A 25,868-nucleotide genomic window follows, 5' to 3' on the forward strand; every position below is an offset into this window, starting at 1 on the left:
TTGCTCTGTTATTAAAGTTAGAAAGGCAATTATGAGCGAAGAACAAATCACTCCCGATAGCGGGTCTTATTCTGCGGATAGCATCCAGGTATTGGAAGGTCTCGAAGCAGTAAGAAAACGCCCTGCGATGTACATCGGAGACATCAGCGTAAAGGGACTTCACCATTTGGTATATGAAATCGTTGACAACTCTATCGACGAAGCCTTGGCGGGCTATTGCGACCATATCGAAGTGACAATCAACGAAGATAACTCTATCACAGTACAGGACAACGGACGCGGTATTCCGGTCGATTTCCACGAAAAGGAAAAGAAATCGGCGCTGGAAGTAGCTATGACAGTCCTGCACGCCGGAGGTAAATTCGACAAAGGTTCCTACAAAGTATCCGGAGGTCTACACGGTGTAGGTATGTCCTGCGTAAACGCGCTGTCCACCCACATGACTACACAGGTATTCCGCAACGGCAAAATCTACCAGCAGGAATATGAGATAGGCAAGCCGCTTTATCCGGTGAAAGAGGTAGGCACTGCCGACATCACGGGAACCCGCCAACAGTTCTGGCCGGATGCGACGATTTTTACTGAAACAGTATATGACTACAAGATTCTGGCTTCGCGCCTGCGCGAACTGGCTTACCTGAATGCCGGCCTGCGCATCTCCCTGACCGACCGCCGGACAGTGAATGAAGACGGCAGCTTCAAAAACGAACAGTTCTATTCGGAAGAAGGATTGAGGGAATTCGTCCGTTTTATCGAATCTTCGCGCGAACACCTAATCAATGACGTTATCTATCTGAACTCCGAAAAACAAGGAATCCCCATTGAAGTGGCAATCATGTACAATACGGGCTTTTCCGAGAATGTCCATTCTTACGTCAACAATATCAACACGATTGAAGGAGGTACACACCTTGCAGGATTCCGCCGCGCCCTGACCCGCACGCTGAAAAAGTATGCGGAAGACAGTAAAATGCTGGAAAAGGTGAAAGTGGAAATCTCCGGAGACGACTTCCGGGAAGGACTGACCGCCGTTATTTCCGTAAAAGTGGCAGAACCGCAATTTGAAGGGCAGACCAAGACCAAGTTGGGCAACAACGAAGTTATGGGAGCCGTAGACCAGGCAGTAGGCGAAGTTTTATCATACTACCTGGAAGAACATCCGAAAGAGGCCAAAGCGATTGTAGACAAGGTGATTCTGGCAGCTACCGCACGCCATGCAGCAAGGAAGGCACGTGAAATGGTGCAACGCAAATCTCCGATGTCAGGCGGCGGCCTGCCGGGTAAACTGGCCGACTGTTCGGACAAAGACCCTGCAAAATGCGAATTGTTCCTCGTCGAGGGAGATTCGGCAGGCGGTACTGCCAAACAAGGGCGTAACCGCATGTTCCAGGCTATCCTCCCGCTGCGCGGTAAGATTCTGAACGTAGAGAAAGCAATGTACCACAAAGCATTGGAGAGCGAAGAAATCCGCAACATATATACCGCACTGGGCGTTACCATCGGAACCGAAGAAGACAGCAAAGAAGCGAATATCGAAAAGTTGCGCTACCATAAAATCATCATCATGACCGATGCCGATGTCGATGGTTCGCACATCGACACATTGATTATGACCTTCTTCTTCCGCTATATGCCGCAGATTATCCAGAACGGATACCTGTACATCGCTACTCCCCCGCTCTACCTCTGCAAGAAAGGCAAGATTGAAGAATACTGCTGGACAGACGCACAGCGCCAGAAGTTTATAGATACCTACGGCGGCGGTTCGGAAAGTGCAATCCATACACAGCGCTACAAAGGTTTGGGTGAGATGAATGCCCAACAGTTATGGGAAACAACCATGGACCCCGAAAACCGTATGTTGAAACAGGTGAATATCGACAATGCCGCAGAAGCCGACTATATCTTCTCCATGCTGATGGGCGAAGACGTAGGGCCACGCCGCGAGTTCATCGAGGAAAACGCGACATATGCGAATATCGATACATAATTTGATAAATTCATTTTTATAAACCATCCTCACATCTTACAACGAGGAAACGCCGGGAACGGAAGAACATCTTCCACCCGGCGTTTTTCTTTGTCTATATCTTAATAAAAACTAAAGGAAGCAGCATTCTCAGGCAAAATCGTAACTTTGTATAAAACCCAAGAAAAGAGCAATTATAAACAACAACTGTAAGATGAAAACTACTAACCCGTTATTCGCAAAAATCAGGTTATTCCTTATCGTACTGACAGCCTGTATCACCATTACCTGCATCTTCCTGGTGATTATCCATCCGGAAGTATGGATTACGCCGACATGCATAACGGTAGCAGCCTTATGCATTCTGTCGTATCAGTTATTCCGTACCCGCAGGAAATAAGGAAAACAATCAGATAAAATGCTGCCTCTTCAACTCTTCGGCAACGGTTTCCAGTTCTTCATACCACTTCCCGCCGAATTTGCGGATTAAGGGTTCTTTCAGGAATTGATAAACAGCCACATTTTCTTTTTTCCCCAGCAAAACCGCCGCTTTACATACATCCCAACGATGATAGTTCACAGCTTTATAAGGGCCGTAATCCCCGATACGAATAGGATAAAGATGACATGACACCGGTTTATAAAAATCCGTTTTCCCCTCCCGGTAAGCCTTTTCAATGGCGCAATAACAACACCCCTTCTCGTCATAACAAGTAAAAACACAGTCTTTATTATTCACGATAGAAGTCACCAAGTCACCTTCCTCGTCCGTATATACCACTCCCTGCTGTTCTATCACCGCACGTGCCTCCGGCGCTAGCTCATTCCAGATAACAGGCAACACTTCTTCCAGCTTCATTACCTCATCCAACTCCACCGGCGCCCCGGCATCCCCCTCAATGCAGCATTCTCCTTTACAGGCATCCAGGTTACAGAGAAATTTTTCTTTAAATACGTCAAATGAGACAACTACATCATCAATCTGAACCATAAAACTTACATGAGACAAAAGAGGCTGTACCAAAAACAAAACCGACCGCCATGTTATTCCGCCATCTTTGAACGGGAGGTATCCCTCCTCTTACCGAAAAAGAGAGAAGAAATCCCTTCTCTCCTTCCTTTCAAAACAGCCGGCATGACAGGCTTATCTTCATTTTGATACAGCCTCCTCCAATTATAGAAAGAAATTATTTAATCAAAACTTTTCCGTTCATTTCCGCCGGAACCTCCAATCCCATAATCTTCAGGATAGTAGGAGCGACATCCGCCAGACGGCCGTCTTCTACTTCCGCCGCTTTGTTTTCCGTCACATAAACGCAAGGAACCGGATTCAGGGAATGGGCGGTATTCGGAGTGCCGTCTTCGTTCAAGGCATGGTCGGCATTACCGTGGTCGGCAATGATAATCGCTTCGTAATCCTGCGCCTTCGCCGCCTCAATGACATCCTTCACACAAGCATCTACGGCAACGACAGCTTTTTCGATAGCTTCATAAACACCTGTATGACCTACCATGTCGCCGTTGGCGAAATTCACGACAATGAAATCATATTTATTTTCATTGATAGCGGCTACCAGCTTGTCTTTCACTTCATACGCGCTCATTTCCGGTTTCAAGTCATAAGTAGCGACCTTCGGAGAAGGAACCAATATGCGGTCTTCATTTTCGTAAGGAGTCTCACGGCCGCCGTTGAAGAAGAACGTCACATGGGCGTACTTTTCAGTTTCAGCAATATGAAGCTGCTTCAAACCTTTGGCAGCAAGATATTCGCCCAACGTATTAGCGACATTCTCCTTATCGAACAAAATATGGACACCCTTGAAAGATGCGTCATACGGAGTCATGCAATAATATTGCAATCCCGGTATCGTATGCATGCCCGCTTCCGGCATATCCTGCTGGGTCAGCACCACCGTCAGTTCTTTTGCGCGGTCGTTACGATAGTTGAAGAAAATCACCACATCGCCTTCCTTGATAGTTCCGTCAAAATTGGAATTCACAATCGGTTTGATAAATTCGTCCGTCACGCCTTCGTCATAAGACTCCTGCATTGCCCGGACCATATCGGCGGCTTTTTTACCTTCTCCGTTCACCAACAAGTCATAAGCCTCTTTCACCCGTTCCCAACGTTTGTCACGGTCCATGGCGTAATAACGGCCGATGATGGAAGCAATCTTTCCCGCCGACTTTTCACAGTGCGCGGCGAGCTCTTCGATAAATCCCTTGCCGCTCTTCGGGTCCGTATCGCGGCCATCCATGAAACAATGGATGAATGTATTCTCGATATCGTATTCCTTAGCGATGTCACAAAGTTTGAAAAGATGTACAAGCGAACTGTGTACGCCGCCGTTGGAAGTCAGCCCCATGAAGTGAACGTTCTTTCCGTTTTCCTTGGCATAAGAGAAAGCGGAGACAATCTCCGGATTTTCAAGAATGCTATTGTCGGCACATGCACGGTTAATCTTTACCAAATCCTGGTAAACCACACGCCCGGCGCCGATATTCAAGTGTCCTACTTCAGAGTTACCCATCTGTCCGTCGGGCAGGCCAACGTTTTCGCCGCTCGCCTGAAGTTGGGAATGAGGATAAGTGTTCATCAGATAATCCCAGTAAGGAGTGGGAGTGTTGAAGATTACGTCGTCTTTCTTGTGGTCGCCTAATCCCCAACCGTCGAGAATCATTAAAAGGGCTTTCTTACTCATAATATTTCAATATTTAAATTATCACTCTGATTTTCGGGCGCAAAGGTACAAAAAAGATGATTATGTCGACGCTTAATCTATGTTAAGCAATCTGACTGCCAGCCAGTATTCCAACTATTTTCCGTACTTTTGCAACGCTTTTAAATTAAATCATAGAAATATGGACGATTCAAACCCGCGAACGTGTAATTACAGTATTAACTAAAGCGAACAGAGTCATTGCTGCCCGATGCCTCTGCTCGTGGAAAACAAACGAAAGGAGGCAATAAGATGAGAACATATCTTTATTGTGAGGCCGGCTTCGTAGAGAAAGCGCAGTGGCTTCCCAACAGTTGGGTGAATGTAGTATGCCCGGATGACGATGATTTCAAATTCCTGACGCAAACCCTCAAGGTCCCCGAATCATTCCTGGACGACATAGCCGATACGGACGAACGCCCGCGTACGGACACGGAAGGCAACTGGCTCCTCACCATCCTGCGAATTCCCGTACAGAACAAGCAGAACGGCAGCTTGCCTTTCAGTACTGTGCCCATCGGCATCATAACCAACAATGAAATCATCGTGTCCGTCTGCTATCACGATACAGACCTGATACCGGACTTCATCGAGCATACGCGCAGGAAAGGAATTGTTGTCCGCAACAAACTCGACCTGATTTTCCGGCTTATCTATTCATCCGCCGTATGGTTTCTCAAATACCTGAAACAAATCAACTTAGACATCAGCGCGGCAGAAAAAGAGCTGGAACGCAGCATCCGTAACGAAGATTTGCTCCGCCTGATGAAGCTGCAGAAAACGCTGGTTTATTTCAATACTTCCATCCGCGGCAATGAAGTGATGATAGGCAAGCTGAAAACGATTTTCCAAGATACGGACTATCTGGATACCGAACTGGTGGAAGACGTAATCATCGAACTGAAACAGGCGCTCAACACGGTGAATATCTATAGCGACATCCTTACGGGGACAATGGATGCCTTCGCTTCCATCATCTCGAACAATGTGAACGCCATCATGAAACGCATGACCAGCCTCTCCATCACCCTGATGATTCCGACCCTGATTGCCAGCTTCTATGGCATGAACGTAGACATCCATCTGGAAGGAACCTCGCATGCATTCGCCATCATCATATTCTGTTCGGCGATACTATCCGCACTGGCATTTGTGGTATTCAGGAAAATCAAATGGTTTTGAAGACCGGGAAAAACATCCGGACAGGAAAAGGGAGTGTATCGAAACTAAGATGAACACCCGGAACAGTTACAGAATCTAACTGATGAACATAAAAATAGCCGTATCATTACTCAAATGAAGTGCACCCCAAAAGTTTTGTGTCTAACTTTTGGGGTGCACTTCAATAATAGAGTTGATACGGCCTTTTTATTACCGATAAAGAGTATCGGGTTTCTGAAGAGTGTCGAGTTCCAGATGAAAAGTCCATTTCCTCTAAAAACGAATTTCCCCCCCCTCAAACAACCGTTTCAATGTCCCCGTTCCCGACGATTGGCGATTGGCTTATATGCCCACACAAACTTACAAGTGTGCAAAACTGAACCGAACATTCCCTAGCGGCTCTTCATGTCCAGTTCGTCCATGACTTCCTCCTTGCCGCCATCCTGCCATTCATCCACGGCAACATCGCCGCCCAGCTCGACCTTTCTGCTCACAATCTTCAATCTGATTCTGTATATAGTGCCTGCCTCCAGTTCCAACGCTTCCTTCTCCCAGGCATACGGGACTCCTCCTACAACAAAACCAACCTGCAGTTTATCCACCACTTGCGGAACCAAGATACACTCATAAACAGCAGTCCCCCCTTCATCTCCCTGGAAAAAATCCTCGACAAAAGGAATGACCGTCTCCATTCCTGCCGACTCCCCGTCCACCACAACGGCCGACGAAGCGCCATCCTCCTTCCAGGCGTCAAAATCGCAGACACCTTTCAAAGCCACCCCGCCAATCCTCATCTCTGTTACCGGATTCGCAGCGTCCGGCGAATTCAGTCTGCCGGGATACTCGACGGTGATTCTCAACTTGCTCATCAAATGCCGCATAGTGACAGGAACCATCCCGTCCTCCGTCAAATCTCCCCCTTCTCCGATTTTAGGCAAAAAATTATCCACTTTCATTCCGATAAAATCCGAAGCCATTACATTCCGTTCATCAGACTGGTCGGGCAACGCATTGACCGCCATCTTTGAAGAAACCGTATAATCCCCTTCCCGGTAAGGCGCATAAGCCAATACGGTCACCGGCTGGAAACGGCTCATCCAAAACATCTCGACCTCATCGGCAGCCTTCCACCCGCCATCTTCCGTCCTGGACATTCTGACATTGCCGTACGTAAACATGGCACTGACGGGATTGTTTACAAAGAAACCGAACTCCTCCAGATTAGAAGTCTCGTATCCCACACGGGTCACCGTGGCGGTAGCATTCGGAGCCACGCCCGTTGTCGTGACGCGGATAACATTGTCCGCCGGCTGACCGCATATTTCCGCCGTATCTCCTTCATCGGAACATGCAGACAGTCCAGCCATCATACATGCCGCAACAATTAAAAAAGAATGTTTCATCATATCTTTCGCATTAATCATTATTTCAATTCACATTATCCCTGTTCCCCATATCCGCCGGACCGTCAAAAACGATAGGAAGTTCCCAACGAAAAAGACATCAACAACGGAGTACCCCTGTAGGATTTATAATTCATAAAGTTGCCGGTATAAACACGGAACTTAGGTTCGGCGTATATGTCAAAGCCGTTCTGCATCTTGTAATACACACGTGCCCCTCCTTCCAGTCCCAGGTGCGTGCCTCCCCCGTTCAAACCGAACGAACAAACCGGACCTGCAAATATATCCGTACCGAAAGAACGTTCTTCATCATATCCGGCCATGATGTTGGAAAGCCCTATCATATAGTCGAGCGCCAGAGAAGCATAGGAGAATGTACATTCCTTATCATACCTGGTAGACACGGACATGAACTCTCCCCCGGCACGCAAGGCGGAATAAGGCGTGAACCGGCGCCCTGCGGAAACATTAAACATGGTTCCCAACTTCTGCGTGCTATACCGGTCGGGAGAAACCGGAACTCCCAACCCCAATGAAGCGGAAACAAAGTTGTAAGCGTCAAAGGAAGCTTTAGCCGAAGAAAGCTTGCCCATAGTCAGCCCGGAAAGCCTGCTCAGCTCGACACCGACACTGAAACTCATCAGGTTGTCCGCCACCATGACCGACCGAAGCCCTTCCTTCCCGCGCTCCGTCACCGTGTACGGGATACGTGTAGCGTGCGGCTCCACGAAAAGTGCCAGATGTTCCGTCGCATAATATTTCAACTGGAGCCCACCCGTCAGCGCCGCATATTTCTTCTTGAACGCCCCGTCCGGCTGTTGCTTCACCAGCATGCCAAGTTCCAGCCCCGCCATCGGCACTATCCCCCAACGCGGTTTCCCGCCGTCCCTCTTAAACAATGCGACCGGATTCAGCATTCCTTCCATGCGGCCGCCTCCATAGACCGCCAAAGCATCCCTGCCTGTCCGGGCGTCCGTCCGCGCATAAGAATCGGAAGAGACGAAAGCGGAAAAGCGAAGTCCGAAGAAATCTACCAACCATTTACCGAAAGCGACATTCACTGTAGGACCAAGGGTTCGCAAACGTCCAATGCCAGTGCCCCGCAAATTTCCAATGGTATTCTGTAGACCTTCGGACAAGCTGATAAATGTATTCCCCCATATCGTTCCATCGCCAAATCCCCTGGATGCGGCAGCCTTCCGGTAGCCCGAACCGAAGCGGTACGACGTCCCGACACTCAAATTCATTTGCAGGGGAGTCCCCTCTCCCTTCCCATTGGGAATCATCTTTGACGAATAACAACGGAATTTGGGTTCTGCATATATACCCAGATTATCATATACCTGCAACCCCAGACGTCCTCCGGCTTCCACACCCATATAAAATCTTTTCTCCGAATCGGTGGCGGCGGTCAACACCGGCCCGCCGAACAGTTCCGCACTCCATTTCCTTTCCGGCTCATACAGGCCTATAAGATTCGTGACATCCAGCGTATAATCCAACGCCCCCGTCAGATACGTTCGCGGTTCCCAGCCGTCATTCCAACTGTACATATTGCCGGCATCGATGCTGGCCCGCAATCCGGAAACAGGAGTGAACTGCCGCCCCAAAGCAGCGGTCAGCGAGCTGCCCGCCCTGCGGCTATGATAACGCGCCGACTGCATGGGATACGCCAGTCCCAAGCCGACAGAAGAATAAGTATAAGGTTTAAAGCCTTGTTTCCGCGCCCGCAGATTTTGTCTCACCTGCTTCTGCGGACGGCGAATCTCCACTCCCAGGCTCAGGCTCCACAATTGGTCGGAAAATGCGGTCTCCTCCACAGTCCCGATATAATTCTTTTGCGAGAAAGAATAAGGCACGTTTGAAAAACGAGGTTCCAGAAACAAAGCGACATCACGGTCGGCGTAATACTTGAACTGGATACCGGCGGTCAGCGCCGCATAACTCTTGGATATCATTTTCTTCTCGTCCTGCTTCTTCATCAGCCCGGCCTCAACGCCGACCATAGGAATAATCCCCCATCTCACCGGACGCACATCGTTCACAAAGAACGCATAAGGATTCAACATCGCTTCCAGACGCCCTCCCCCGTAAGCAGTCAATCTGTCCAGATTCTTTTCACGGTCTGATTTCCATGTATTGTATGAGGCAAAAGCAGAAAGCCGGAGCCCGAAAGAGTTCAACAGCCATTTCCCCGCCGAAACCGAGACGGCCGGTCCCATCCCCTTCAACCATCCCGCCTCACGGGCGTTTGCCGAGTTCTGCACCTGCATCCCCTCCGAAAAACTAAGAAAGGTATTTTCCCAGAAACCCTCCTCACTGGAGCTGTAAGAACGCCCCAAACGGTAACTCATCCCCAGATACGCACTGTATCCGACATCGTAACCGTGCCAGTTCTCATCTCCCGAAAGGTCTATATTATCCGTAAACAAAGAGACGCGCGGCTCAAGGAAAAAATCCAGGCGCGTACCCGTGCGTATTTTCATCTGTGCCCCCAGATGCAGGTCGAAAGCAGTCTGCTTCTCCCCTCCCAGTGACGAGCGGTGCATTCCGATACCCTCTATCGTGGAAAATTCGAGCAGACGCCCCGGATTAAACCCGTTGACATAAGTCGTAACATTAAATAAATGCTCTCCCAGAATACCGTAACTCGACCACGACTCATTATCCAGTTTCCTCTTTCCCTCATTGATAATCCCCGCTATGCGGACCGCATTGTAAGGCGAAAGATATTTAGTCACCGAAACGCCGATTTCCGAACCTCCCTTCATCTCATAACCGGCACGGGAAAACAATCCGTTCACGCCACCCCAGAAACCGATATATAAATTATCCCAAATCTTGTCGTTGGCAAACCTCCCGTACCCCGGACGATAACGTTTCTGCATGGAATACTCCAACGCATCCACCTTTGTCCGGTAGGCCGTGTCAGACTTGATTCTGGCATTCATGATGGAATCCTGCCGTGCGTTCAAGATAGAGTCCTGCCGTGTCTGCGAGTAGTTCTCCTGCGCCGTAACCGGTCCCCAGCCCCCGACACAAGCCCCGACGATTAATATAAATATCCTTTTTATCATATTACCACTTACCATTAGTCTTCCTTCTGCGATGCCTCCTTGTCCGCCTTATAAGTATCCAAAGCATCCTTAAACGTCTCTTCCCTGATGTCACCGTCCGACTCGGCTATAGAAATATATTTCTCATCCCTTTTAAAACACTCCACCAATTCCAGCCCCGCCATATAGTCATTATCCATCCTCATATAAATAATCGCCCTCAAATAATGGGTCAACGGGTCATCGGCAGGCAGCTTCTTAGCCAGTCTTTCCGCTTCTTCGTTGTAATTCCTCTGATTCATCGCCAGACACATAACCACCCCGTTTACGGGAGTACTGTTTTTCACAAAAGAGAAAGTACGTTTCCGCCTGTCTATCTCCTGCAGGCTAAGGTTGGGAGAAGCCTTATAATAACCTCCCAGGCAAAAAGCATACGCTTTCAGCGTATCATTCCTCTCCGTATCGGGCAAAATCTGAGCCATCACGCTCGCATTGGCGAAATCCTCCGCCTTCAGGTACATAGCCAACTGGTTCGCAACAACCTCTTCCACATTGACTACCTTCATAAGCCTTCCGTCCATTCTTCTCTCCACATTGCATCTTCTCACCGAACGGTCTATCAGCTTATCGAGAATCTTGACATCAAACGTGTCTCTTTTCAGGTAGGAAGAAGCAAGGTTGTTGGCGGCAAGCACCCAGGGAACAGAATCGGGGGAAATCTCGATAGAATAGTCATAAGCCCTCTTATACAGTTCTTCCAGCTCTTTCGGGTCTTTCACCATATTGAACAAGTTCCAATACTCATACAGTTCGAATTGTTTCTTGCCGGAACGGTAATCGGGGTCATTCTTGTAGCGGTACATGATTTCATCAGGGGTCAATGCCCGGTAAATCTCCGCCTGGTACTCACACTTCATCGTACGCAGTTTCGTCAGGCGTTCCTTGATGACAGTGTCATAGAAAGGCAACTTCTTGACCTGTATGGACTGCGTATCCCGGCTTTTCGGATATTTCTCCGCAATCTCGCGCACAGCAGCCGCTTCCGCCAGCAACGAATCCTGCTCCAGGATATCCGCCAGCTCCGTCCAGCTAGCCACACGCGAATCATTGGGCGTGAACGTATAAAGGCGCTTCATCGTATAAGCCGGGATAACCGAATAAACCAACGAACGCGCATAAGCAAGCCTCCGTTGCGACAATGCCGCATTAAAAGCATAGGCCCCTTCCGGAGAAGAGACACTGCTGAGATGCAATTCTTTCAGAGTCGAACTTTCTCCGTTGATGATATTCAACAGTTTTTCTTTCAGCTTATTCAACTGGATATCATTATTGGGGTCATTCGGGTCCAGTTCCGCCTTGCCGACCAAGAAACTCAACGAGATGTTCTCCACGCCGGTCCTCAATTCCCGTTTGGGCCTTTCCTCATACTTCTTAGGGTCAAGGTCGTATGAATTCAAAGAATATTCGAGAAACTTCAACGGTTTTCTGGGACACCGGGTCGACAAAGGAAGGCTGTCCGAATAATAGGGACCCAGATAATCTTCCACCTGCATCTTCGCAAACACCTGAAAATTATCCTTCGTATTCGGCACTACAACCGTGTCATTCCATGTATATTTCGCCTTGTCCGTTGTCAGTACGGTCTCCTGGATATACGGCAACAGAGAATCATTCTCCATATCATACCCCATCCTGCGTTCCTGAGTCAAATCGTACTGCTCTCCGTCATATACCTTGGGAAGCCGGTAATGGGTAAGCTCTTTATTCCGGCTGTTGTTCACCACATACGGCTGGATAATCATCCGGGCATTGTTTTTCCCTATCTGCTGGGGCACATTGACCCCGACATTATTCAGGTAAATCACATTTCCGTACTGCTCGCCCGTAGCTTCCATAGGAAGCACGACCTTGCTGATACCGATGACATTCACGGTTTCCAGTACAATTCCGGCATCCACCTGAGTGGTAATCTCCAGCCTTCCGTTCACCTTCTCCAATACGGGCTTGCCAATGCCGACCTTAATCACCAAAGCCCCGTTCTCCGGCACTTGCACAGCATAAAAACCTGTCGGGTCGGGAATCTCATAAGAAGCTTCCATCGTCACACTGATATTTTCCTTGCTCAATTCCGCCATCAAATCTTCCGCCTCGGATACCGTATTCAAATAATAAACCCTGACATCAATCTTCTCAGGATTAAAAGGTATCGGCTTTTTCTCCCTGCGGGTCGCTTCCTGGTCCAGTACTCTGCCGGCAATCGTCTTCCGGGCCTGCGCATACATCCCGGAATGAAAAGACAGATAACCAAGTAACGGCAATGCCATGAATAAAACTTTCCACATCCTTCTCATCTTTACGACCTGTGCTACTCTGTTAAAAAAACTATTTGATTATATAAGAAATGGATACCCCCAGCTTGGTCGGAAGCAATTTGTATCCGTGAGCATTCACTTTCCCCAATCCGTCTGCCGTATAATCGTCCAGATTATCATATATGTTATACTGCTTATGGCGGAACAGGACAACCCCGAACCCGCCATAAAATTCCAGATTCATCCGTTTCATGATATGAAGCGAATAACCGACCGTCAACCCTACTCCTCCGGCGTCGCCGTTATATCTTTTCTCTCCCCATTTAATGTTATAACTGGCAGCCAGTGCCGATATGCCCACATATTCCCGCACCATAGGACGCCCGTTGAACCAGTAGCGGAACTCCGGCTGGCAACCGACAATCTTGATATCTTTCCCGTAAGGCTTATATCCCACAAAAGCAGACAAATCAAGACTCGTCCGCTCGCCGGTAACTATTTCACACCCCAAGTTCGGAACTGTTCCCAACCACATCAGGCCATTGGTCTTTACCGCAACCTGCTGTGCCGAAATATCTTGAAAACCGGCAAGGCATGCGAAAACAAGGAACAGGATTTTGATTATCTGCTTCATCATTTTATTTTTATCGATACATCGTAACATTTATTCTTATCAGCTTCCCAGGCATCTACACCGACATTGGATATAGACACGTCTTTCGGCTGGAAGTTAACCTGCAGCTTCGTGATACAGCCCGCCTTAAAAGAAATATTTATGTTGTTCGGGTCATTCGGATTGTACCTGTACACCTCATAAGCCTGCGCATTTCCCCATCCGTCCCTCACATTATAAATGACAGAACTCACCACCGTGTTGGAAGGCAGGAGAAAGGACGCGACCGGATTGCCGGTTTTCACAGGCGTCTCTTTCGGGTCGCTGTAAGTCATTGAAATCCCGTCCGGTATGGGATAGCAAATCCCATTCGGGTGTACCGGGTCATTCACTCCGATAAACTTCGGGGAGAAAGAAAGCGCCCCGTCTTCCAGGGACATATACCCGCTTTCCCCGACCAGTGCGGATACCTGTACCGATACAATATCATAATTACTCTGTGCGAGTTTCAGGCTAGTCGTATAAAAACAAAGGTCCAAACGGGCCATGGCATGCTTCAATTGAAGATGAATCGGCCTGCCGCCCACTTCCGAATAAGCTTTCAGCGTTTGCCCGGTGTACATATAGTCCTCCGTCTCACGCATATCGTCTATATTCAGTTTCCAGGGAACAGCCATCGCCACTTTCCCTTCAAACTCTTGCCGTGACGTAGTTTCCACATAGGGATAATAGGCATAGAATGCAAGTGCCGCCTTGTTCCCTCGCGGAAACCGGGCTTTATTGGCTGCCTGCAGATTATCATATCCCGAAACATAGGTATAGGGTTCATTATATAGATTTTCCTGGAACTCTTCCCGCAAGCTTTTGTCTGTCATGTTACAAGCGCTATTGTCGCCTCCCTCGACAGCAGGAATACCAAAAACGCCTATTTTGGCATTGTTCCCCAGTTCATTGACCGGGCCGCGGGTTACATCGCCTACAATATCGGTTATGACAGATGACACAACGCTGGAGCTGAAACTGATTTCAGCTCCCACGTTGTCATCGGTCTGAACCGGTCCGTCAGCCGCCTGTTCCTCCTCTTTACTGCAAGAGACGAGCAAACAAAGACATAATATTCCGGTAATCCATCGATTCATACCTAAGAAAAATACTGGTTAGTTAACTTCTTCTTCAATACTGCCTCCCGGCACCCAATCTTTCACGCTCACGTTGGAGATTTTAACCTGACGCATTCCGTATATAGTCAGAACCACCTGATAACAAGTACCGGCAGCGAAAGGAAGCTTGTCATTCGTATATAACGTGATGGCGTTCCCCTCATGCGATTCATTTTTCGGGTCCACCAATTCCATTGAGATTTTATAATAATCGGAAGGATAAACGGCAACCGCACCCGCCAGTTTCCCCTTCTGTTCTTCTCCCTGTCCGGGGAAAGGAGGAATCAGCAAGTCGTCATTACCGGTGCTTTTAAACACGGTGATGTCCTTTATCGAAGGATTGGAAGCCGTAGTCAGGGTAGAAGCCGAGTTGTTCTTATCAGCCAGAGTCAAGACCAGATTGGTCGGCACATTCTCTATGGTAATGTTTTTAACTTTCAGCTCTTCCGTGTCTTCATCCCCTTTTTTCACGTAAAAATCCAGCTTCGTCAATTTATGTTCCAAAGTAAGCGTCGGATGCAAATCTTCTATTTTATCCCCGTCTTTGAGGTGCTGGCGATAATATTTAGCATTATAGCCGTCCGCATATTTGCTGACGGCAGAACCCGCAAGGATATCCGTAGAGCCGGTCACGTCAGTATAATTTACAGTCACTTTGTTCCTGGTCTTCGTTACAGACGCTTTAGGATAACATGCATAAAAAGAAAAGCTCTTCTTCGAATCAAAAGGATAATAATACGTTTCTTCCTTTTCACCCTTAGCATCTTTCAATGTGACACTGCCTTTACTAACCGCAGCGACTATGCAGCCATTCTCCGCGTCCTTGAACAATACGGATTCGCTATCCGTCCAGTCCGCATCGCTTTCTTTCGCCAATCCTATCAACGAGATTTCTTCAGTTCCGGGCCATCCGCCGTCAGGAACCAATGCGCGGGATTGTTCAACAGCAGCCTCCACATTAACCCCGTTGAACTGAACTTCCATCAGGTCATTCTCGCCCGGAAGAACATTTTCCTGTTCTTTCACATCCTCAGAACAACTTACAAACGTAGCGCAAGCTACCATTGCAAACAATAAATTCTTTTTCATACACAATCATTAATTATATTAATATTAATAGCTTATTTCTCCATATCCGGGTCCCAGACAATATCACCGCCGGGAGTCCATTTCTCCAGTTCGGCGTTTACCGTAATCCTTTGAAGGGCACGCACCGTAATCGTTATATTGTAAGAGGAAGAAGGACTGAACTCCGTCAAGCCTCCCCCTTGGACATCCTCCGCCTTAATTGTCTTTTCATAAGTAAACAGATGATTGTTTTCAGGAATCAATGTCTGGTTATCATCTGAATCATAATATTGGGCAACGACTATCTTTATGTCATATTCCGATTCCGGCGACACCAGCAAAGCCTCGCCTACAGGCACTGCAGTCCCGTCCGGCGAATGATAGCGGCCCAACACATCTTCCAATGTCAGCCCCTCTTTCTCCACAGCGGCTTTCAATTTGGACTTCGTATCGTATTTCCCTTGATTGGCAGGCAAATAAGGATTGAACCTGCCGTCTTTCGAATTCAAATACCCGTTACTTTCCGCATTCAAATCCTGCATCGTCCTGCCATCTTCCCCCACACGCTCTTTCAGAGACAGAAAGTCCGATGCATTCTCCCAGGCAATAGCCTCTTTGCCATCCTTATACTTCTCATCGGAATAAATAAAAATCAGTTCGCCTTTCTTACGGGATTTCACCCGAATCTCACGCACATAGACTTCGGCAGCCCCTTTGTCACTCTCACCGCTCTCACGTTTCACCTTAAAAGTCAGACGGGTCAGCAAATGCTCAAAAAGCAACTTCGGATGAATCCCCTTGCGGGCTGCCTGCGCGCTATAAGCCCCGTCTCCGTTTTCACCGTTCCGTTCCGCTCTGCCGCGCAACAAATCCTGCGTCCCGTCTATCTCGAAAGGAACCGAATAATATTTCTTACCGGCATTGTAACGCCCGTCCGCATTAGCGGCACTAACGGTACCGTCGTCATAATACCCCCAAAAATCGAACTCTCCGCTCCGGGGGTAATACAAATGCCCCCTGGCATCATCCCACTCCAGGCTGCTGCTGTTTTCCGTAGCTATCCCTACCCGTCCGGCACTCTCCGTATCGGACGACTTAAACGGCCAATTGATTTTTTCTCCGGGATTCTCCATCGAAGAAGGGATTTCTCCCTTTCTCACAGAGTAAATACGCAACCTTTGTCCGCTCCACTTATTGTCAATCTCCGTTCCGTTACCGCCTACCGTACCCGTCCCCCTTGTTACGGAAACGGCATCGAAAGCGGCCGAAAGCAAAATAGGTTGCGGTACATTCTCGTTGCCGGCTCCCGTCCCGCCCCCCGTCTCATCCGGAACGGCGGAGTCCTTAGAACAAGAAACAAAAACAGCCGCCAACAACATCGTACCAAGCAAAATCTTTTTCATACATCCAATCTTTAAGATTATACAGTTATTACATTTCATGCATTTACATTTCTCCCCTCTATCCTTCAGGTTTCAAATCGATATCTCCTCCCGGTTTCCATTCCCCGATTGCCACATCCGACTCTATCCGCTGGCGTCCGTACACCCCCAAGCGGACAACATAGCCTTTCCCGCTCTCGAACGTTTCGCCCTCTTCGGGAGGATATACGTCTACCTTGAAAGTCTCCCCTTCGTATTCAGCCCCTTCCAGCTCTCCTTCCAGCCTTATCTCCAACGTATAGAACGGCTGCGGAGCCAACAGCACGGAACCTTCCAAATCTTGTCCATGCCGGTTGTAATAGAATTCCGAAGGTATTTTCTTGTCTTCTTCCCAATACGGGGCAGACTCGCTCAAATTGCCCGTAGTAGTCCGGAAAACAATATTCCCCTCTTCAACCGCTTTCTTCTGTACAAGAATAGGAGCCGTCCCCTCTTCCGGCGAATCCGTAAACCGGACACCCAGCGGATATTCCTCCGGATTATTCGTTGCCACGGTAAATACCCCTTTCGTCTGCGGATTCACCACCTTTATAGAAGCTATCTCCAACCGGTAACAGTCCGAATTTTCCCCATCCTCCAGTTCGCCTGCCGGATAAATCGCGAACCTCAAGCAAGTCAAATGGTGCTCAAACTCAAAAACAGGAGACAAATCATAATTACCGGAATACGCACTAAACGCGCAATCCAGGATTTTATCCTTATTGGGATTGTCTTTCAGCCTGTCAACCTGCACGGAAGTAGGTGTCGCCATAGAAGTCATCAAATCCTGCTGCCCGTTGATGGCGACATCGAAATAAATGCGGTCATGCGTCCGCCGGAAATTGCTTACTTCGGCATCGTCCACATAATAGGCAAAGAAATTATACGGTCTTTCCCTGTCCACTACATTGTAATAAACGGGGGCGTCCGTGTCGCCCTCCTCTTTCGTCCAGTACAGATAGGAATAGCTTTCCTGCTCTATATACGTCTCTTTTCCTCTTAAAACGGACATTTCCCCGCCCTGCTCCGTCCCGTCTTTCTTGCCCGGACGGGTAGCGTCTATCAAACAACTGTTCTCATCCGTGTTTTCCGGGTCGTCCCAGCATATACTCAAATCGGTATCCGTCCCTCTGGCAAAAGCATATACGTAGAAACGGGCATTATTCCACTGGATAAAATCCGTCTCCGATGAATTCTCGCCCGACAAAGAGCCGAATGCGCCGGTACTGCGGGTTTCCGTTACATAAGAAGCATTGCCGATTCGCAAAGTCACGGGCACGGGCTCCTGTTCATAACCTACATCCGGTTTCTGAATGTCCTCCTCCCCTGTATAAGTAGTAGACGAGCAAGATGCCAGCACCGCTCCACAAACTAGAAATAATAGAATATGTCTCCGTTTCATTTACACTCCTTGTTTAGATATCCACATCCACAAAAGCCTCGTCCCAACCTTTCACGCCGTCGGAATTTCCGGCTATCACTTTCTTCGCGTTAATCTGTATGTTATGGGAGACACGGACTGTTCCCTCATCAACAACTTTCTCGCGTATATTGGAATATCCGGTGGCCTTAGTCAGATTAGCTTCCGCAATCTCGGACGATATATTGCATGAGGTGCGTATCGTGCGTTCGCCTCCGTCCGACAGGGTGACCTTCATTGCCAGACGCAAAATTCCGGGACCCGAAATCGCATGCACATCAGGACCGGGCATCAGCCCGAAAGCGTCGATATACCCTTTATAAGTAATCGTTTTCACACGCCCGTTGCCATCCGTCTCCGTCTTCACCCCGTCTTCTTCGGTAGTCAGGAACATCCGCCTCAGAGAGTTCGTATAAAGCAGCCCGTCCGCCAAACCGACTTCCGGTATGACGCCTGCGATTTCCAGATACAATTGCGAAGGCTCCACAATCAAAGACTCGTTTCCGATACCGCTATTGTCAAAGTCCATAGTGAAAGTGAAAAAAATACGCTGGGTCAAGGCAGACGGGACGAAAGTCTGCGTATATGTCTTTCCCACAGTGAATTTCGCATAATTCACCCGGCTGACGAACACGCGCCCCGGCGAAGATACGAATTTATATCCCGGATTAAAATCCATCCATACTTTCTCCTTGTCTTCCGCATCCGGCTCCAGACTCGGATAGTCCTCCTCTTTCAACAATTCATTACACAGGCGAATCTCTTTCACACTGACCGAAGGGTCATCCAGATACTCCTGCAAGTTCAACACCTTCAACCGTTCGTCGTCCTTAGTGAAAGCCATCATAAAATATTCTCCGCCTAAAACGGGAGTTTCATCCTGCGGAACCAGATTTTCCGGTTCTTCCGGCGTTACAGGGGTCTCCGGCTCTTCCGCAGCATCTGTCTTTCCCGAAGCATCCGGCAGTGCAGCATTCCCCGTTCCGTCAGAGCTTCCCGACCCGTCAGGAGTATCCGGCGTATCGGGAACCTCCGGTACATCAGGAACATCCGGCTTCTCCGAATCGCCGGCAGGCATCAGAAAAGCCCCGTCCTCCGCACGTGTCGTAAAGCAACAATGATACGTGTTCAAAATACGCGCCGCAACCAAGTACATTTGTTCCGGTTTTTCCGAAGCATAGTCTCCCCACTCATAATTGACTTTCAGGGAAGCTACATGAGGATGCGAAGCCTCTTCACACAAATCGACCTCAGTACACCCGGCAGACAAACAAGCAAACACGGCAGCTAAACAGAATTTATATTTCCCCTTCATGCAAGACTCCTTTCCCTTTTTATTCCGACAAACAACCCTATCGCCGTAACAGCCGGCAAAGGCGGCGAGTGTAGCGGCAGTTGCCGCGAAAGGCTGCCGGCCTGTCCTTTACCCGGCATCCGCTCCAGCGGAACCATCTCTGCCTTTGCAGACAAACTATCCGCCTGCAAGCTGTCAGTCATATTCTGCAAACCCTTATCAATCAAAGAATCACCTGCTGCCTTCTCTTTCCGTTTGCTCTTTTTCTCCAGTTCCTTCCGCAGTTCTTCCGCCGCACGAATGGAATCTTTTTCCGCCTTCCTAGCCTGTTTCATCAGCAGCTTAACTTGTTCCAGCGAATCCTTCAACGCTTCCTTTTGAAGCTTTTCAGCCTTTTTCGCCTTCATAAGCGAGTCTTTTCGAAGTTCCCGCTCACGCTGTATCTTCATGCGCATCTCGTTAATGGAGTCTCTGGCGAGAGCCTGCAAACGTTTTCTCTCCAAACGGGCCTCCCTCTTCGCTTCGTCTATCTGCGTATATTTATTCTTGATGGAAGCGAAACGGTAAACAAAAGCAACCCGCAACTCGCTGATTACAGGATATGGCAAGAAATGAAAATCACGGTGTTTAGATTGGATTACAGGATAGCAATTACTCTCCGCATCGCGCCGGAACACATCATAACCCGTATAAACCATACCGACACTGGCGCCAAACTCTAAGTCCAGGCAGTTCTTCTTATAAGCATACAGCGGTATGCCGAAACCTGCCGAAACGCCCAATCCGTAAGCAGTACCCTGATAGCCGTTTTTACCGAACTTCAACGAATAATCGCATGCGTCAACATACGCGCCTATATAATAAGCGCGCCAATAACGGGGATGAAAACGTTTCCACGTAAACACATCCTCTTTCAAACGTTTAAACAGATTGACTTTCACGGAATCCGGCCGCCGGTAACTACGGGGAGAAGTACGATGATACCAACGAAATTCGGAACGGACATCAAACAGGTTATATACAATATCGGGAACATAATTCTGAGTGGAGTTCCAATTACCCCTGACCCCCAGACTCAACGTATAATGTTTATAAGGAGAATTAAACAAGTCAAATTCCGCCGTTATGTTCGGCAGCAGCAGCACCCAGTCCACAGCATTTGTCCTGAATGCCCAACGTTCCTTAAAAGGTATGGAGACTTTGGTTTTTTCCGTCGTTTTGACACGGTTATTTACCGACACCTGCCCATAAGATTGCACTGCAAAAATAAACAGTAGAAAAAAAAATACCAACCTCCATTTATTCTTACCCTCCAGTCCTGTTTTTTCCGCATTTGCAAAGATTCCCACTCTTTGTTTTAAGACGTAGTTTTCCCACTTATAACTACAATTTCCCATATTTTAGTTTCCCACTGCATTACGATAGCTTATTCACAAGCTATGTTCCCACTACTAAAGCAAAATACGAACACAAAACTTTTTTTCCCTTAATTGCCCTTATTTTATGCTTATTTTGCCAATAAATTTATTCAAGCGCAAAAATAAAGATTAAAACAAAGCTAAACAAACATCCTTTTTCACTAAATATACCTAAACAGTCAAATTTTACAATTATTTTATCAAAAATCGTGCCTAAACAGTCGTTTTTTATTACTGCAAATTCCGCCTTCCACATCGTTTCCAATACGGTAAACTGTTTTCTCAAAACCGGATACAACTGTTCCCACCGCCAAGAAGTCTCAAAAACAAGCTTTGAAAATGGAAAAACCTGCTTGCCGAAAGACGCTTCAAGACAAATCCCCCTTGTCCAGTTCTTGCTTGTTGGAGGTCAGAACTGGACAAGGGGGATACATTTTCGGTCCGGAAAGTATAAGAAACCCTATTTTTTATATTTCAGTTTCTTCCTTCGCCTCAACCGTTTACATCACAGGAAGAAGTTCACCGGTCCTTATTTTCTACAATTCCTTAAAAACACGAATGATGGAAACTCCATCTTTACACTACACAAACTTGCCAGAAAATTAATAATAAGAAATACTTATATCATCATTATAATTTTTCTCGCCCCCATAGTTGCTATGGTCATTTATCATCACTAACCTATTTTGTTCATCCCATTCATAAGCAAATTGAAACACATTAGACCAATATCCGTCACTGTCATATCTGACAGCAGAATCCAACAGATTTCCGGAAGAATCTCCTAATATATCCAACATAGATGCATATAATAAAGCCGTATTATCCGCCGTATTCACGATATCGTTATCATATCTGAAAATCATAAAATAAGGGAAATTCACAGATGCACGCGGCGTAGAAGCTGGCGAACTGCCAAAAATCACTTTATTTTCAGACTCCCCTATTTGATTAAGCTGCTTGTCATTCCAACTAAATATGATATCGTCCGTAGACACTTCTGATGAACGGATTTTACTTAAATGCCGGTTAGAATCATAGGTAAAATTTAAAACCTCCGTGTAAGAATCCCCTGTAACGCTTGTCTTCGAAACAGATTTCTTTACCGTACCGTCTTCATTCAGCGTATATATCACAGAATACGGATAATCATACTCAAGCGCACCGGTCACCTCTATCCGGTTATCGATATAGGTTACCGATATATCGGCAACATTCATATCACCCTCGTCAATCGATGTATATTTTATTCCACAAACACGTCTCAGCTTATCATACGAGAATAGATAAGCCTCACAATATCCTTCGGTCGATTTAACCGTCATTTCCCGAATCTGCATAAAAGGAAACAATTCCATACACACTTGGCTGCCGCAATCAGGACAAGACATTGTCAACATCAATCCCCCTTCCGGTCTCTTCGTAACGACTACTTTCTTATCGCCATCATCAAAATGGATATAAACTTTTCTATTCTTCAAATCAACATCATAATTGAATGGATGCAAATCCTCTTCCGAATGAAACAGCATTCCCGTACCGTCAGCCTCAAAAATTATCTTACCCTCGCGCAAATCGTGACGGCCATCAGAACAGACAAAGTCAATTGCTCCTACCCAAAGTCCGACAACAGTAAAATTCCCGTCCGGGTCATCTTCCTGTGAATCTATCCTCCGGTAGGTGACAGTCGTATTTCCATCGTCCCCCGGCTTAACCAGGATTAACGCATTTTCTGTAAGTGACTCTACCTTGAATACGTCCGACTGATCCGTATAAGTCAAAGTCAGACTCTCACCCTCGTATTCCCAAATACCTTCTCCATCATTATACCATCCAGACTCATTATCATAATCATAAACGGTGAAACTCCCATTATCCCTAAAATCATAACGCTCATGATATTCACCCGTATAAGCTCCTTGCGCCGATTCGCTTTCCCACAAACCGACCAACAATGCTTTTACACCTTCCTCATCCCCATCCTGTTTTTCATCTTTCGAACAAGACACAACTACTAAAATCAATAAGAAAATCCAAGAAATAACAAATTGTTTTTTACACATACTAATTCTGTTAAGTTTTTATTCAATTCTATATTTCACTATATATCAACTTACTTAATATCTGAACTACTCACTCAAACCCGTGTTGACTCCAATACTTATTTGAAGGCGAAATTATACAAAATTATTAATCTGAAAAAAGTACAAATATCTATCTAATATACTAAGAATGCTTTTCTTATGACTATCTTGCCGAAAAAGAAAGATAAACAGCCAATATTTTTCCTCTTTCTTTCCAAGACATAAAAAAACAGCTTACCATCTTTAATCCTTAACCGGATTCTAAGATAGTAAGCTGAATAGTACGTTTTTCCTCTATAGAGAATTAATTAAAAGAGAATGTTTAGAGAGAGAAATTATTTTTATCCTTGTTTATTTGCTTTTCTTCCACCTAACGGAATAGAAACTCCTACAAATCCATTCACAGAATTGGAATTCTTACCTAAGAACATGTAGTCGGTTCCGAGGAACAACGGACCTAGTTTCAAACCCAAACCGAATGATTTACCTGCAGACTGGATTGCAGAATAGCTGAGCGCTACGTTAAACCAGCTCTTCGGCCGATAATTTGCAGAGAATGTCAACTCCGTAAGAGCATCCGGTTGTACGAAACGAGTCGTAGACAAAACGCCAACCGCCAGTTTATTATTAAAGAATCCGTATTCCGCACCCAATACCAATGTAGAAGCCAAACGTGACTTACGGGACTCTTTAGCATCTCCTACTTTAAGCTGCAACATGTCGTAATCAAGGACATCACCGTTTGTTACACGGTCCATATATCCTTCCGTGTCACTCTGAAATTGGTTCAAGGCATTTACAACGCTTGCCGGATCATTACTGTTAATCATTCCCGCATAAGACTTTCCTTCAATATTAATCGGGTCCGGATTAGCCGATGCTATCTTCGTGCTTGACTTCGACCAGGAGATAAAACCTAAATCCAGAATAGACGCAGATACAGTCAAGTTGTCCAGAATCTTATAAGAAGCTCCCAAATCAATACCGAAACCGTAACCGGCAATCCCCAAATCATCACCGTTGAAATCGAAATCAGTAACATAATCCTTACCTTCTTCCTCTTTCAAGTCCAAACCCTTAAAAGAGCTTTTCAGTTCGGCCCCTACTGCCAGGTTAGCATGATAATCGTTGAATTTAGTTTTCAGTTCCTCGATTTTTGCAGCAGCTCCATCACCTAAACCTGCCCAATAATCAGAATTCGACCAATCTGCAATTTCCGCATCAGTCGGTAAGTTGGCGCTCATTGCAATATTATTAAGTTTCAATTCCATATTACCGACACCCAATAACACTTTTACCCGTCCGCCAACTGTCAAACGCTTGTTAATCTGACGTGAAAGTCCTAACCCGACTTCCGCATAAGCGTTAATATTCAATTGCTGGCCGCTAATATCATAACTACTATTCCGCCAATTTTCCTCTATCGTCTCCATCTCGTTCAGGAACGTAAACATGGATTTAGTCAGATTCGCCCCGATATCCGTACGAAGTCCGATATTAAACGACCAGAAATTCTTTCCTTTATACCATCCGGCCGAAAGAATCTCCGTGCTGAAATTCACATTCAACGTATTATTGTCTTTCAGACGATTCATGAAATCCGGCTTAGTATAAAAATCATCGCCATCGTCAATAATATCAATAATATCCTGATAACCTAACGAAGTAGAACCGACAGTGGCGTTTACCGCACCGATAACCGGAAGATTAAAATACCCCTTAGTCGGCGTCAAAGCCGGATTCAACTGTTGGCGGTAATGCGTCCCTTCCATAAAATAAGAAGTACGTAAAAACTGTGCATTTGCAGGAATGACACCCATTAACATAATAAAGGACACTCCAAGGAGTTTCACCGACGAAAGTAGCTTGTTCGTTGCCATGATTTTAAACTTTTTAATTCTTATTATTGTTCGCAAATATATAGCATTTCAATAACAAATAAAAGCACAGAGCAACACTTTTTTAGCCTAAACAGAACAATTTTACGGTTAAACGTAATAAAATCGTGCTTATATTGCAAAAAAATGTAGAAATTAAAGTGTAGGAAAAATCTGCCGGCCCTAAAAATCCAGGGAAAGTTGTCCGCTTCCCAACAAATTAAAAGTCATTCGATGGTAAGGAGTCGTACCGTACTCGGCGATGGCGGCACGATGTTTCTTAGTAGGATACCCCTTGTTACGGTTCCAGTCATAACAAGGATACTCTTCATGAAGACGGTTCATATAATCGTCACGGTAAGTTTTAGCCAGGATAGAAGCGGCGGCTATCGAAAGATACTTTCCATCGCCTTTGACTACTGTAGTATGGGGAATGCCGGGATATTTGTCAAAACGGTTCCCGTCAATCAGCAAATGCTCCGGACGTACGGCCAACCGGGCCACAGCACGATGCATGGCGAGAAAAGAAGCCCGCAAAATATTGATTTCATCAATCTCTTCGGGAGAAACGACCCCGACCGCCCAAGCTACCGCCTCCCTCTCAATCACCTCACGGAGAGCATAACGCTGTTTCTCCGTCAGTTGCTTGGAATCATTCAGCAATCCGTTCTTAAAATCTTTAGGAAGAATGACGGCTGCGGCATATACGGAACCCGCCAGGCAGCCGCGTCCCGCTTCGTCACACCCCGCTTCTATCAAAGTCTCATTCAAATAAGGTAACAACATTGTTTCATACATTTCAATCCCCGCAAAAATACGCAAAATAATCAGATTAAAAAGACTATATCCCGAACAACTGAAACAATCATGCGGCTAAAGAGACGGATTCCCC

At 46.7% G+C, this 25,868-nt stretch carries 18 protein-coding genes; 3 read left to right on the forward strand and 15 right to left on the reverse strand.

The window, feature by feature from the left end; genetic code table 11:
- Nucleotides 1-31 precede the first annotated feature (31 nt).
- Together gyrB and Q5076_RS07740 are read left to right on the forward strand one after the other, a co-directional pair.
- Entirely contained in the window at nucleotides 32-1,990 is a 1,959-nt protein-coding gene (gene gyrB, locus Q5076_RS07735; RefSeq protein WP_303012194.1) for a DNA topoisomerase (ATP-hydrolyzing) subunit B, read from the forward strand.
- Between the two features lie 193 nt (nucleotides 1,991-2,183).
- Nucleotides 2,184-2,369, forward strand: a complete 186-nt coding sequence (locus Q5076_RS07740) for a hypothetical protein (RefSeq protein ID WP_303012196.1) — start codon at nucleotides 2,184-2,186, stop codon at nucleotides 2,367-2,369.
- 9 nt (nucleotides 2,370-2,378) lie between these two features.
- Here Q5076_RS07740 and Q5076_RS07745 read toward each other — a convergent pair whose 3' ends face one another.
- Both Q5076_RS07745 and gpmI read right to left on the reverse strand, forming a co-directional pair.
- Nucleotides 2,379-2,960: a DUF3109 family protein gene (locus Q5076_RS07745; protein WP_303012198.1), complete on the reverse strand. Its 582-nt coding sequence runs from the start codon at nucleotides 2,958-2,960 to the stop codon at nucleotides 2,379-2,381.
- A 196-nt stretch (nucleotides 2,961-3,156) separates the two neighbouring features.
- Nucleotides 3,157-4,671 (reverse strand): 2,3-bisphosphoglycerate-independent phosphoglycerate mutase, encoded by a 1,515-nt coding sequence (gene gpmI, locus Q5076_RS07750; RefSeq protein WP_303012200.1) that lies wholly within the window; start codon nucleotides 4,669-4,671, stop codon nucleotides 3,157-3,159.
- Between the two features lie 270 nt (nucleotides 4,672-4,941).
- Between gpmI and Q5076_RS07755 the strand changes: the two genes are divergently transcribed.
- Nucleotides 4,942-5,871 (forward strand): magnesium transporter CorA family protein, encoded by a 930-nt coding sequence (locus tag Q5076_RS07755; protein ID WP_303012202.1) that lies wholly within the window; start codon nucleotides 4,942-4,944, stop codon nucleotides 5,869-5,871.
- 371 nt (nucleotides 5,872-6,242) lie between these two features.
- Here the strand turns inward: Q5076_RS07755 and Q5076_RS07760 are convergent, their stop codons facing one another.
- The 13 genes from Q5076_RS07760 to Q5076_RS07820 all read right to left on the reverse strand — a co-directional run bounded on the left by Q5076_RS07760 (nucleotide 6,243) and on the right by Q5076_RS07820 (nucleotide 25,762).
- Entirely contained in the window at nucleotides 6,243-7,256 is a 1,014-nt protein-coding gene (locus tag Q5076_RS07760; RefSeq protein WP_303012204.1) for a fimbrillin family protein, read from the reverse strand.
- Nucleotides 7,257-7,318: 62 nt separating this feature from the next.
- Nucleotides 7,319-10,330, reverse strand: a complete 3,012-nt coding sequence (locus Q5076_RS07765; protein WP_303012205.1) for a hypothetical protein — start codon at nucleotides 10,328-10,330, stop codon at nucleotides 7,319-7,321.
- 14 nt (nucleotides 10,331-10,344) lie between these two features.
- A complete protein-coding gene (locus tag Q5076_RS07770; RefSeq protein ID WP_303012207.1) occupies nucleotides 10,345-12,651 on the reverse strand; it encodes a hypothetical protein in 2,307 nt (768 codons plus the stop codon).
- 40 nt (nucleotides 12,652-12,691) lie between these two features.
- Entirely contained in the window at nucleotides 12,692-13,258 is a 567-nt protein-coding gene (locus Q5076_RS07775) for a DUF3575 domain-containing protein (RefSeq protein ID WP_368389375.1), read from the reverse strand.
- Nucleotides 13,255-14,373 (reverse strand): fimbrillin family protein, encoded by a 1,119-nt coding sequence (locus Q5076_RS07780; RefSeq protein ID WP_303012208.1) that lies wholly within the window; start codon nucleotides 14,371-14,373, stop codon nucleotides 13,255-13,257. Before Q5076_RS07780 ends, Q5076_RS07775 begins: the two co-directional genes overlap by 4 nt.
- A gap of 18 nt (nucleotides 14,374-14,391) precedes the next feature.
- On the reverse strand, nucleotides 14,392-15,483 hold the full coding sequence (locus Q5076_RS07785) for a fimbrillin family protein (protein WP_303012209.1): 1,092 nt from the start codon (nucleotides 15,481-15,483) through the stop codon (nucleotides 14,392-14,394).
- 32 nt (nucleotides 15,484-15,515) lie between these two features.
- Nucleotides 15,516-16,865: a hypothetical protein gene (locus Q5076_RS07790; RefSeq protein WP_303012210.1), complete on the reverse strand. Its 1,350-nt coding sequence runs from the start codon at nucleotides 16,863-16,865 to the stop codon at nucleotides 15,516-15,518.
- Nucleotides 16,866-16,923: 58 nt separating this feature from the next.
- The gene (locus Q5076_RS07795; protein ID WP_303012211.1) at nucleotides 16,924-18,285 is read right to left on the reverse strand and encodes a fimbrillin family protein; all 1,362 of its coding nucleotides are present in this window, start codon (nucleotides 18,283-18,285) and stop codon (nucleotides 16,924-16,926) included.
- 13 nt (nucleotides 18,286-18,298) lie between these two features.
- Nucleotides 18,299-19,618 carry a hypothetical protein gene (locus Q5076_RS07800; protein WP_303012212.1) on the reverse strand — a complete coding sequence of 440 codons (1,320 nt, stop codon included), beginning with the start codon at nucleotides 19,616-19,618 and terminating at the stop codon, nucleotides 18,299-18,301.
- Nucleotides 19,615-20,994 (reverse strand): DUF3575 domain-containing protein, encoded by a 1,380-nt coding sequence (locus tag Q5076_RS07805; protein WP_303012214.1) that lies wholly within the window; start codon nucleotides 20,992-20,994, stop codon nucleotides 19,615-19,617. The genes Q5076_RS07800 and Q5076_RS07805 overlap by 4 nt, the downstream gene beginning before the upstream one ends.
- 623 nt (nucleotides 20,995-21,617) lie before the next feature.
- Nucleotides 21,618-23,024, reverse strand: coding sequence for a DUF4595 domain-containing protein (locus Q5076_RS07810; RefSeq protein ID WP_303012215.1), 1,407 nt, complete (start codon nucleotides 23,022-23,024; stop codon nucleotides 21,618-21,620).
- Between the two features lie 416 nt (nucleotides 23,025-23,440).
- Nucleotides 23,441-24,979, reverse strand: coding sequence for a DUF5723 family protein (locus Q5076_RS07815; protein WP_303012217.1), 1,539 nt, complete (start codon nucleotides 24,977-24,979; stop codon nucleotides 23,441-23,443).
- A gap of 180 nt (nucleotides 24,980-25,159) precedes the next feature.
- Nucleotides 25,160-25,762, reverse strand: coding sequence for a ribonuclease HII (locus Q5076_RS07820; protein WP_303012219.1), 603 nt, complete (start codon nucleotides 25,760-25,762; stop codon nucleotides 25,160-25,162).
- Nucleotides 25,763-25,868 lie beyond the last annotated feature (106 nt).

Origin of the sequence: uncultured Bacteroides sp. (assembly GCF_958445495.1) — a bacterium.
Taxonomy (GTDB): Bacteria; Bacteroidota; Bacteroidia; order Bacteroidales; family Bacteroidaceae; genus Bacteroides.